Annotated in this window: 7 protein-coding genes; 2 read left to right on the top strand and 5 right to left on the bottom strand. The window is 31.9% G+C overall.

Translation table 11 applies throughout. The annotated features are described in order from the left end of the window. Window positions 1-28 precede the first annotated feature (28 nt). Window positions 29-583, top strand: coding sequence for a hypothetical protein (locus BA768_RS06185; protein ID WP_034679454.1), 555 nt, complete (start codon window positions 29-31; stop codon window positions 581-583). 83 nt (window positions 584-666) lie between these two features. Here the strand turns inward: BA768_RS06185 and BA768_RS06180 are convergent, their stop codons facing one another. The 4 genes from BA768_RS06180 to BA768_RS06165 form a co-directional block, all read right to left on the bottom strand. Beyond that, on the bottom strand, window positions 667-930 hold the full coding sequence (locus BA768_RS06180) for a hypothetical protein (protein ID WP_065720112.1): 264 nt from the start codon (window positions 928-930) through the stop codon (window positions 667-669). Between the two features lie 838 nt (window positions 931-1,768). Beyond that, window positions 1,769-2,821, bottom strand: a complete 1,053-nt coding sequence (locus BA768_RS06175; RefSeq protein ID WP_065720111.1) for an SIR2 family protein — start codon at window positions 2,819-2,821, stop codon at window positions 1,769-1,771. A gap of 12 nt (window positions 2,822-2,833) precedes the next feature. After that, window positions 2,834-4,744, bottom strand: coding sequence for a Piwi domain-containing protein (locus BA768_RS06170; RefSeq protein ID WP_065720110.1), 1,911 nt, complete (start codon window positions 4,742-4,744; stop codon window positions 2,834-2,836). Window positions 4,745-4,950: 206 nt separating this feature from the next. After that, the gene (locus BA768_RS06165) at window positions 4,951-5,973 is read right to left on the bottom strand and encodes a YhcG family protein (RefSeq protein ID WP_065720109.1); all 1,023 of its coding nucleotides are present in this window, start codon (window positions 5,971-5,973) and stop codon (window positions 4,951-4,953) included. Window positions 5,974-6,513: 540 nt separating this feature from the next. Here BA768_RS06165 and BA768_RS06160 point away from each other — a divergent pair. After that, window positions 6,514-8,922 carry a hypothetical protein gene (locus tag BA768_RS06160; protein WP_065720108.1) on the top strand — a complete coding sequence of 803 codons (2,409 nt, stop codon included), beginning with the start codon at window positions 6,514-6,516 and terminating at the stop codon, window positions 8,920-8,922. Between the two features lie 782 nt (window positions 8,923-9,704). On the opposite strand, the gene BA768_RS06155 is transcribed toward BA768_RS06160, so the two are convergent. Next, window positions 9,705-12,992: a type I restriction endonuclease subunit R gene (locus BA768_RS06155; protein ID WP_065720107.1), complete on the bottom strand. Its 3,288-nt coding sequence runs from the start codon at window positions 12,990-12,992 to the stop codon at window positions 9,705-9,707.

The following is a 12,992-nucleotide window of genomic DNA, read 5'->3' as shown; positions in this document are numbered from 1 at the left end:
AGTATTTAAAATAAAAATTAAGGAAGAAATGAAAAAAATATATATAGCTGCATTTACAATAGTCGTTGCTATGATCAATGCTCAGGTTATTATTGGTGATGCGGTTGGTACTGCGCCGGCAAACCAGAAGGGTTCAGTACTTTTAGAGTTTGCTGCAGGGCAAAATAAAGGAATGGTTTTACCTTATGTAAGAACAATGCCGTCAACACCTACAGAAGGAACAATTGCATTGGATGCCACTTCCGGAACAGCAGCAAGAGTGAAATATTTCAACGGCTCATGGATTGATCTTAGCGGACAGGATGGAAACATTACTTCTGCTTTAGCTTCTCAACCTACGTCAGCACAAGTTACGGAAGTTGCAGGAGCGAAAACAATCGTTGGTAGTGCTACTACAAGCGCTGATGGAGTTTTGGTTCTTGAATCAGCATCCAAAGCGATGATTTTGCCAACGGTTGAGGATGTACAAAACGTTGTGAATCCTGCACCTGGTATGATGGTTTATGTAAATAAAGCAGGTTCTAAAAGACTGGCTGTGTTTAACGGAACCAGATGGAGTTTTTGGAAAGCAACAACAAATTAGATTTTATTATATAAGAAATCATATTGATAAAAAAACCGCTTTTTAGCGGTTTTTTGTTTTTCATAGAATTATAAATGAAATATTTACAGATTAAGTTCTGAATTCATTTCTTCAAAAGAAACTTCCCGACTGTTTATTGATCTTATCATGGTAGAGAGATATGACTTTTGCTCGTAATTTAGTTTTGATAAACCTTCGGTAGGAATAATCAAACCTGATCCATCAATATCAATAGCATATTCCCGGGACAGATTAATTTCAGAATTAAATTGTTGATTCATTTTGTGTTGCAGCCAATCAGACACGAGTTTTACATTTTCAGATTTATTTTTGAATATATTTTCCATATTTATATTATTTGAACCGGTAACCGATTTAGTTGGTTATTCTGAATATTCTTTTGTAAATATTATAAATATCGAGAAGATAAGTTATGATTCAAATCACTAAAGTGTGTATATTGAATAATATTTTAAAATAAAAAGAATTTATTTTATCAGGTCTAAATAGCATTACAAATACTTCCTTGAATACATTTCCTATTTCAATATTAATAATAAAGTTTTTATGATATTAAAATTGAATATCAATAAACAAACCATTTTAATGTTAGACTATATTTTAAAGGAAAATGAATAAATGCAAGTTGTTGTAAATCCGGAGAAATAAAGGATTAAATAATAATTACTTTCCGATACAGTACCTAAAGATTCCTTTATTTATGGTACTTTAAAGATATAAAGATGTACAAAAGTGGTACACGATTAAGATGCTGCAACATCTTTTTTTTCTACTTTTCCGCACGAATCTCGTCACAATAAACACTTGCAAACCAATATCTTACAATATTTTGCGATAAATTTAAATATACATTTGTACTACTTCTGTACACCTTCAATCTTATAAATCCTTGTAAATTAAACAATTAACAATTCCCGACTGCAACGGTGATAATTGATACATTTCGCCAGTACACCTCAATTTTCATCTATTTAGGATAAAATAATTTTAGAATTCTACAGTGTATAGATCAAATTTTATATTAAAATATTTAATTAATTTACTTATTAATTCTCTGTTGGATTTACTAACTCTAAATTTTTTGAGAGGTTTGACCATTTACTAGGGGCAAAACTTGTTATTACCTATCACTCCTCTATCGTTTACTTTGGTTAATTGATTACCTTATTCAAATGGAACTCCTTCAGGTTCACCAATGTTAGTCTCAAAAAATTCTTTGTTCATAATATTTGTCATAAATTCCTTAGCTGTATTGTCAATATTTATCAGTTGATTTTCACTTTTTAGATTGAGGCGTTGCATAATAAAATCTTTTCCTTTTTTTTCGTCTCCGCCAAATAGTGGTGCAACATTTATTATTCTAAGTTCACTACGTGAATTTAGTGCTTGCGCTAAAATGATATTTACATAATCATCCGCATAAGAATATCCAATAACAACAATAATTTTAGCTTCATCCAGACAAGAATTTCTTAAAACTGAAGAATAATAAAAATATGGGTCAACAGAGTTCATTTTGTGTTGAATACCAAATATTAATTCAGGTTCCGATTCTATCTTTTGGCTTTTATGCAGCTTTTCTTCTGATAAATACCAATCAATTGAACCGTGAAGTTTATAAAGATTATAATGCTTGCCTTCGTTATTTTCAAAGTTTGATTGATGCCATTCATTCGTTTCTTTTGTAAATCCTAATTCTATCGTTTTATCTTTACCTACAATGTTTTCAAAACACATATCATAATTAAGCGTAAAAACTTTCATCAGGTTTCCTACATCAGTTGAAAGGGATGAAAATGATTGAAAATAATTAGCATCATCATAGCTTCTCAGCCCAACCCATTCAGTAAGTTGTTTTCTGATTAGTTTATGAAACTTCTTTATATTTTCGAAATTGTTTCCTGCTAAATCAAGTAAACGAATGTTCCAAGTCCCAATAAAAGGATACATAATATTACTCTCACGTTTTTCAATTTCCGTAATAACAATAAGCAATCTTTCGACATTAAAAAGCTCATTGAACTTTCCTAAAATTCCGTCAGAATAGTTGATGCTGCTTTTTAAATAGAAATATAAATCTTTGTAAGATTTCCAATCTTCGTGTTTAACAATTAAGTCTTCTATTTTATTGACCATTTGATTTGAAATAGGAATACCCGCATCAACGCTTGCTCCTGCTCCAAGTAAAAACAATAAATGTTCACCTTTTATTTCCATTTTATTACTTTTTTATAAAAACCAAGGATTATCATTTGAGATAGAATTTTCTTCATACCCATCAATTATTTCAAACGCTTCGGTATATTTTGCAATTATTTGAGAATAGTATATTGAAATTGGAATAGACTTAGCATTAAATCCTCTCCAATTTGCTCCCGATAGGTTTAGTACATCTTGCAAATATTTCCTTTCATCAAATCCCTTAGAAGTTCCCAGATTTAAAAACTGAATATGAACAGGGTTAGAAAGTCTTTTGTCTACAACTTCTTTTCCATAAAGCAATCCTTCAAACCAAACCAAATATTCGCTTCGTGATAGTTTTACAAAACTGCTTTCATATGGGACAAGTGTATTATGAAAACTATATCCAAAATATTTATTCTCAAGGTTCACTTTTATTGCTACAAAATCAATATCATTTATTTGTTGTATTGCTTCTGATATTGCCGAAATTTCTTTTTGTTTAATCTTAAATGGCAGATGTAAAACACAAGTTTTATAGTTAGTCATTCTTCCATCACTAAGTATTTTTACTAAATTGTTTTTAAGCGTTTCTAAATAATTTGCTTCAGTTGTTTCGTCTGCTAATACTTCAAGCGTTTTGTATAGACCACTTGAATCTAAGCATACTGTGTAAGCAAAGTATTTGGTTATAAATCCTGTTTCATCATCTCTTTTGTGAGAACTGCCAACTCCAAGGATTAAACAATTATTGTTACTAGGTTTAACTACCCAGGGAATACCGCCCATTTTAGCAAACATTGCTAATGCTAGATTGGAAGTTGACCACTTCAAAGAATTTCGTTCGCCTAATTTTCGATAGTTCACCACTTGTAAGGCAAGATTGTTTTTTATAAAATTATATTTTAAAAAATAGTAATGATTTGAAGTTGAAATATCCTCAAAATCAATTGCATAATCTTCAATATATACACCTATAACTTTTTTATCCGATTCAGAATCTTGTAATATCTTTACTGTATCAACTATTTTGAGCAACTCTGTATTAGAAAAGCCTTCAATCGGAATTTTTTTTACATTGCTGGTATTTAGCCTCACACCAAACATTTGTTCAAATCCTGGAAAAGTCCCTGGATTTGATTTTCCAGTTAAACTTAAAAACAATTCGTTTGCAAATGATTTAAATCGTTCTTCAAAGATAAATGCGAAAATAACCTCTTTCTCTATTTTATGAAGTGGTCCATAATTCCTAATACCTTGAAATTGAGAATTGGCAGAACTTTTATTACTAAAAATGTATTCTTTCTTATTTAGTTGAAATACGGGTGTTTCAACTAAATCTCTTTCGATATGAATTAGATTGCCATCTTCTTGGTTTATGACTTGAATTTCATTATAAACTTTCTCCAAAAAGCTATTGATTAGTTTGAATTTATCTGAATAGTAATTTTTGTTACTTCGTCCTTGTTTATCCAAACTTAAACTGAAAACCTGAACCTCTCTACTGAATGGCAAATCTTTGTTTTTTGAAAATCTAAAATCAATAATAAACCCAAATCGCTTCTGTTCCTCTAAATAAAAAGGTGATAACGAAATTATCTGTTTCCCTTCTTGGAATTTGTTTAAGGTAAATTCGATTTGTTCTTCTGCAAATCGTCTTTTAACTTCAAAAGAAAGTGAACAGGCATTTGCTGTTAATGTATCAAATAATTTTTTCAGTAAAAAACGTTTAGTTAATCCTATTGCATAATTTGCATAAACGATAAACTCGTCAAAACCCTCTTTAGATTCAAAAGACACCAAAAAAGACTTACGTTCTTTCAAATCTTCTGCAATCGGAAGATGATATTGATATACTTTTTCTTCTTTTATGTCATTTTCCTTCTTCAGTTTTCTGAATACTTTAAAGGAAAAGTTAGTTTCAGAAACAGGCAATATATTTAATCTGATGTTCGCCATATATTATAATTTTTCTCCTCTATTTAACCTCTATTTCGACAACTTACCCCAAATATTTTGAGCCAAATCAATTTCCTTATTTGTCAATCCGTAATATAATTTAAGATTACTTCGTTGGTAATTTTAATATTTCTTGGATGTCGGTTTGTTACGAATATTTGTTCAATACCTCTGCTATATTCTGATACGCCGTTTAATATTCAATTTTAACTATCTTTCAATTTATTATCCTTTTCTTCAAAACTTTCCAACTCTTTACTCAATTCTTCCAAAAGTTGTTGTTCTGATGGCAGATACAATTCATATTGGCTTGCAAAAATTTGCTTTTGTCTTTCTGGAAGTGTGAATTTCACTACTGCATCATTTTTATTGGCACAAAGCAAAATACCAATAGTTGGGTTTTCGTGTGGCAGTTTTTCTATTCGGTCGTAATAATTGACATACATCTGCAACTGTCCAATATCCTGATGGGTAAGTTTTGTTGTTTTCATTTCGATGATTACAAAGCATTGTAAAATACGGTTGTAGAAAACTAAGTCTACAAAGAATTCATCACCTTCAATATGTATTCTTTTCTGTCTTGCCACAAATGAAAAACCGTTACCTAATTCTAACAAAAAATCTTGTAAATGCGTTATAATGGCATTTTCCAAATCTCTCTCGTAGTAAGATGCTTCTCTTTTCAAACCAAGAAACTCCAAAAACATTGGGTCTTTGATTATTTCTTTTGCATCAGAAGGCTGCTTCTCATTCCTTGCTATTGCCAAAACACTTTCTTTATCATTACTCAACAGAAGCCGTTCGTATAGACTACTGTAGATTTGGCGCTCCAATTGGCGAACAGTCCAATTATTTTTTACCGTTTCGGCAATATAAAAAGCTCTTTTATCCTGACTGTCAACACTTAATAATAGTTTATATTGGCTCCAGCTCAATTGTGCATACAGTGTATGCACATTCTCAAATGTTCTGTAAAACTGGCGATAAAGATTGATTTGTCTTGTAGAAAAACCACTTCCAAACTCAGGTTGTAGTTGTTCTGAAAGATATTTAATAAGAAACTTACCATAATCTGCTCGGTGTTTGCCTTCTTGTTCTTCTTCAAAAATTCGTTTACCTATATGCCAATACATAAGTGTCCGCTGATGATCTACGGCACGTGTAGCATTGTCTTTCGAACGGACAATGATTGTTTTTATATCGCTTATTACAGATTTATTTACTAACATTTCTTAGGTATGGAATTTAACTTGAGATATTATAAAATTATGAAAAGAAAGCCATATAATATCATTTTAGACTCCGAAAATCAAATATTAAAAAAAGATTTCCAAAAATTATATTAGTTCCCTAAAATCATTATTCTCAATAGTAATAATCATCACATAATTGTTTTTATCTTTTGCTCGAAATTCTATTTCATCTAGATAATTTTCTTCCAATTTTTTCTTCAACCAAATAATTCCTTCTAAAAATAGGTGGATAGAGGTTTTTATTTTCGATCAAATCTAGTCCCCCGCTACAAGTATCTAAAGAACTTTTTATTAATGGTGGCCTTAAAAAGTTCATAATAAGTCTTATAAGTTATGTGTATTTTTTCTTAAAGTTATCGTTTTTTTGAGGCGTATTTAAATTTCAGTCTGATATTAGTATTGAAGAAAATTTATAGCAAAAACACAGGATAATTTTAAAGTATTAATTCTGATGATTAGAATTTACTGACTTATTTGGATAATTTTGTAATTTAACTTTCTAAATCCTGTTGGTATATGGCGAGACTTTCAGACGAACAACTTTCTAAATACGTAGATCAGCTTATGCAGTTGGTTGCTAAGTTACCTTTGAAACATGAAGGCAAGGATTATTTACAAGCCCAAATAATTATTGATGTCTATGACGTATGGCAATTTGATGATGAAAGTAACACCTTCTCTTTGGATGACTATCTTGCAGACCCAAAGAATCCCCAGTACAATAATGTTAAAGCTACTTATGGTATTGAAAATATATCACAATGGAAAAGATATGCAACTACCTTTGTTAATAATATCAAAAAGGTAAGAACTGCTTATCTTAAAAAATATCTCGATTCTTTAGAAAGTCCTTCACCTCAAGAGAAGTCTGTAGCTATTTCTAAACAGCTTGAAAAATTCAACAAAGCTGACCTATTCCATAAATATGGCATAACTGAAATAAAAGATCCGGAGTGGAATGAGCAAGTCAAAGATATCTTATCAAACAAAATGAAGTTTGCTAAGGAACAGGCTTTCTACATAACGAGTACTGAAATTCCCGTTCGAGAGCCGGACCAGAATGATGACACAGTATACATTGTCGAAGAATTAGAAGATTGGATGGCGTGGGAAGGAGTGAGATATGTAAAGAAAACAGAACACTTCGGGAGTGAAAATCGTTTTGATCCGGGATACTTTGGAAGATTCATTGCAACAGATTTAGCAAAAAGAATGCAAGAATTTATAATGAGTAAAATTCGACCATTAAATCAATTTGAAATCAATAAATATTTAGCATTATCTGCTAAACAGTTTGAAACATTTACTCCTCCTAAAAGACATAAAGCTTTCCAATTGAAATTTCATGATGCTTATTGGTATCCCAATCCTATGCCCTATAAAGAAAATGAAACATGGCAAAAAAGATATTCAAACCATTTTTGGAAACATTATACCCGCAATTTTGAATTTTTGAAAGAATCATTTATGTCATTGTACAGAACGTTTTATTCAAATTTTTCACAATTAAATTCTAATGGAGGTTATAATACAGCAAATATACAATTACCCAAATTTCTAAAATTAATTGAGAATGAGAATCCTACAAAGGAACCACCACTGAAATCTTATTATGAATGGGAAAACTCATTGCAAGAACTGAAGATAGAAATATTGGATAATTTAAGTTTGTTGAGATCGGAGAATAAACAAGATTATTTAGAAAAAGTTAGCCTTTCATTACAAAATTTTTTAAATAGAAATTATGTAAAAAAACAACTTTATTTAGGATTGCTAATAGATTACGATTTAAACATAATGGATGTTCTCACCTCTGACAACATTGATAACGAATTAATAAATGCGATAAGATCTAAAGTTATAATCTTTGACGATAGCATGCCATCTAATTATTACGAGACTATAAACAATTTGCAATATACTTTTTATAACTATCACCTAGGAAGGTTCGTGAGTCAAGCTGCAACTTTTACTCAGAATAAAATTCAAGGCTTATCAGATATAGTTTCAAATAATGGTAAAAATACTGAAACGAAACCTGACGATATTGAAGTAGCATATATAAAGGAAATGTATGGTGATGGTTTTATGCCAAAATCTTTAAATATCTCAACTGATGCTCTATATCGAGCTTTGTCAACACTGCCTATTAAACTTCATAAAAGTAAAACACCGGCGGACAATTATTTCAGATGGCAAAATCTCAAAAAGGAGCTAGACTGGGAGGTCTCTAGTAATCTTTTAAAATTAGACGGTGTATTTGACAAAAATATTTATTTATCAAAATTAATAGCTGAGTTTACGGATTGGACTTTCTACAAAGAGTACGACAAAGAACTGATTGAAGATTGGGAACTGGAATATGGGCAAAACTTTATCAATGCTATCAGGTCTTCCGAAAGGGATAATGATTTTGTAAAACAAATGCGTAGACCATTTTCTGATCTTGATACCGGAGGATTAGAATGGATTGAATTAAAAAAAATAAAAGACATCAGAGAGCATGTAAACAATTATATGTTTTTAAGTTTCGTAAACCATTGCCTCGGCTTTTTAAAAAAATATAAGTCGGATTTGGAAAAGGTTAATGCTACTAACCCCCCACATGCTAAAACAGAAAGTATTGTAACTTTCGAAAAAACAATATTACCTGCTAAACAGAAATATATACTACAAATGTTGGAAGATCTAAGTCTAACAAATAACGGAAAATCAATAATTTCCGAAAGAAAAAAAAGTGCATTACGTGGAATTGCAGAGGCTTTAATTGAAGTAAATATTCTATCTCTAAGTCTGGAAAAATCCTATCGTATGATTGCTGAGAAAATAAATGTGGAAATTAGGTCTAAAATAGATATATCATATACTTCTGATATTTACAAGGAGAAAGCACTTAAATACATCTACGATTATCCATATGTCTAATGTTTATACTCTTTATCAGGTTTTATCCCCCCGACCTGATAAGTCCCTATAAATAATAGAACATTTGCACCATAATTTAAATTACATTTTTTATGGAAGCAAAAAACAAATTCGACCTACTCTCCGTACCTGCATTCAATATCCCGAGAGAAAATAATTTTAAAATCCTTAAGGTAAATACCGGAGTGAAGGATTATGGCTTAACGTTTCATTTGGTTGCAGATTACGATAGCAAAATACTTCGAGATAAACTAGATCCTCCATCAGAGACTCTTCACCCTTATATTCTATGTCCAATGATCCTGATGCTTATTACAATAATGATGAAGAGATATTTCAGGTTGGACTTGAGCAGGCAATTAAAAAAGAAAAAGTTCCGGTTGCTTATGATAATGAAATTTTCAATTAACTTGTCAAATTTACAGACTAAAAAGAAATGAACATCAACGTAAACCGGAATAATTATATTCATCTGTTAGCTGCATATTTTGGGAGGTTTATTGCTATTGCAAAAGCTTCTAACCCCTGCAAATTGGTCAGGTAAACCGTCCAATACGGATTCATTTGTAATTGTCTTTTATGAATATTGTTGACCACTTATGCGTTTTATATTTAGGAATAAATAATACAATAGTAGTATTTAAAACGATTATTTAGAAGTAAATAACATTATTGCATTATAAATGTGCACTATATTAAAGGATAGATATTGATAGAAAATTATAAATAAATAATCTGAAATTAAGTCAATTAAAATAAACAGACTAATAACTTAAATCATTCTAATAAGCATATCCTCTTCCCACCTGCGCCAACTCGTAAAAATGTTGAAATGCAACATCTACTTTTTGTGAAAAAACCAATCTGTCATACGAAGTTTCTGGTAATAATCTTCCGAGAACCAACTGAATTTCTCTCTTAACTTTTTCCTGACTTGCTTTTTCCTTATGCCACTCTTGAATGAGAATTTTATTTTTAGAATTGAATAATTTTTCCAATAAAGTTTTTGCTGCTAGTTTTACCGACTTTTCCTCCTCTTTAGTTAGTTTTTCTTTTTTTAATAAATCAAATAACTCTTGTTCGTCTTCTGTCATTTCGTTTTTAGCAGCTCGTTGTTGCTCCTGATTGAGGTTTTCTGCTTGTCGTACCAATTCTTCATAGGCTTCTTCAATAGAAATACTACCTGAATTATAGTCATCAATAATTTTTTGAAAATTGACTAAAAACGAACCTCTTGTTTTATTTTGAGCCATCATCTGAGTTAATTTTATTTCCATTAATTCTCGCAGGTCTGCAAAAGCTATATTTTTATGTTTAATGTCTGGAAATTCATTTCTTAGTGATTCAAAATTAAGTTTACTTAGGTCGATTTGTTTAGATTGACCCATCAAATATTGTACATCAGGCTCTCTCAAATCTCCTTTACCAATCACGCTAGAATCTAGTAAATTTTCAATTTTTTTCTTAGCTCTTTCAATAGCTTCATCCTGATCTATATTTCTATCAACAACCTTTCTCAAATATTGCAAAATATCTCTGTTTTTCTTTACGTGCGGAAAAGCATACACTTCTGGCTGTGCCGAATCGTAGAGTGAAACAATGGTATTTACAAATAATCCCAACTGTTTACGATGTTCGTCTTTTGCTAAAATAAGGTCAGCAAATTCCTGAAAAAGTTCTATTTCTTTAAAGCCTTTTTCATTCATTTCTAGAATTAAACCTACATCTGCTCCTACACTTTTACAAAACACTTTTGCTTCTACAATCGCCTGATCTAATAATGACAGCAATTCTTCAAATTCTTTGGCTGGATATTTATCTTCGCCCTCATTTTGTTTGCCTTTTGTCCCTTCTGCGTAAGCTGCTAAAGCTTTTTTAAGATTTCTGAAGACCCCGAAATAATCAATCACCAAACCGTTTTTCTTTCCTTCTATTACACGATTTGCTCTGGCAATCGTTTGCATCAAAGTATGGTTTTGCAATGGTTTATCCAAGTAAAGTGTAGAAACGGAAGGTGCATCAAAACCGGTCATCCACATGGCTGTTACAAACACAATGCGATAGGTATTGTTGGGGTCTTTAAAATAATCTTCAATATTTCTGCCGTCTTCATCTGGGTGATCCATCAATCTGCGGTGCGGTTCAATATTCAAGCCTTCTTTTTCAAATTTTTCCCGCTCTTCTTTGTCGCTTCCTTCTTGGCTTATCACCACAGCCATTTTGGTTTCATTGATGAACTTGATGGCTTTTTCGTACCGGCTGCGGATTTCCGGATCGCTTGCTGTACTAATCTTTTTCCGAAGTTCCTTTACTTCTTCTTTGAGATGATATTGTACTTTATAGTACATTTTTAAAGCCGTAAATTTATCAATGCTAATGACCATTGCTTTCATTGGTCGCCTGTTGCCATCGTCGTCTTCTACATCTAGCCTGTAGGGAAAATGTTGTACAATGTGTTTAGCTATTTCTTCTAAACGGTCATCTCTTCTAACCACATTCATCAAGGTAGAAAATTCTTTATCCAGTTTTTCTTTTTGCTCGTCGCTTAGGTTTTCATCTTCTAAAATTTCTGCAGCTTCGCCTACCAAATCCGGATTAATTTGCTCAACCCTTGGTACAGATTTTTTGTAAAAAATAGGAACAGTGGCTCCATCTTCTATACTTTGAGCAAAATTATATTCCGAAATATAAGACCCAAACCAATCTTTGGTCAATTCCGTTTTTAAAAGTGGCGTTCCGGTAAATGCAATGTATTGGGCATTGGGCAATGCGATACGCATATTCTCTGCTAAACTTTTGTATTGCGTTCTGTGGGCTTCATCTACGATTACAATCCAATCTTGTCGGTCGGTTAACTGGCTATAAGTTTTGCCGCTTTCTATGCCGAATTTAAAAATTAAACTAAAAACATACTCCCGATTCGATTGCAAATATTCACGTAATTTCGTTTTATCTTTTGGGCGAAAATAGTTTTCTTTCTGATCCTTGGTTTCTACGATGGTTTCGGTTTCCAGAAAATTTCTGTAAATCTGCAGGTCTAAATCTTTACGGTCGGTGATGATGAGAAACGACCAATTGCCTTCCACTTTCCGTTTTATTTTTTTGGAAAAGAAAATCATCGAATACGATTTTCCCGAACCCTGGGTATGCCAGAAAATACCAAGTTTTCCTTTGTTGGTTTCTTTTTCTGCTAAAGCCAAAATAGCATTATTCACCCCTAAAAACTGGTGATTTTTTGCAATAATTTTTACTTTGTTTTTGTGATAGATAACAAAATTTTCAAAATAATCGATGATATTTTCTTTGCTGCAAAGTCCTTCGCCAAAAATCTTTAAACTTAGATGTTCGCCGGTTCTTTTGCTCTCGTCTTCAATCTCGTCTTTGCTGGGTTGCTCGTGGGTAATCGCAGTATCTTTTAATTTTAGCCACGTAAAAAAATGATCCCAAGGTGCATTGAAACTTCCAACTCTTGTTTGTATGCCGTTTGAAACACACACGAATAAATTGTACCAAAACAATTGAGGAATGTCTCGTTTGTAATCTTGCAAATTTTTATCGTAACCAACTTTTACTTTTTCGGTTGCATTTTTTAATTCTATCATCACCAATGGCAAACCATTGATGTAGAGCAACAAATCTGGTCGGCGTGTTATGTTTTGTATTTCCTGATATTCTATGCTCAATTGCGAAACTACCAGAAAATCGTTATTGGTTTTGGTGGTAAAATCCAGCACCCGCACATAATCATTTTCTTCTCTGCCTAACTGATTTTGGTAACTTACGGGAACGCCATTTTTCACCAATTCATACACTTCTTTATTGGCAATAACAGACGTTAACGTAGCTCTGCTTTTGGTAAGTTCGTAGATGGCGTGGCGAATACAATCTTGCGGCAAATACGGATTGAGTTTTTCTAAACTGCTTCGTAAACGGTCGAGCAGCACCACATCTTTCAGCGTGGCTCTGCCGATGAGTTTTTTCTCCCAGGCATCAATATGTGTATAACCCAAACCATCGGTAAATAGTTGAATATCGGCTGTTTCTATGTGAGATTCGTTGATGTGAGCCAT

Source organism: Chryseobacterium sp. CBo1, assembly GCF_001693475.1.
GTDB classification, from domain to species: domain Bacteria; phylum Bacteroidota; class Bacteroidia; order Flavobacteriales; family Weeksellaceae; genus Chryseobacterium; species Chryseobacterium formosense.
Note: the sequence above shows the minus strand (reverse complement) of the source record. Positions and strands in the feature narration are given on the sequence as shown.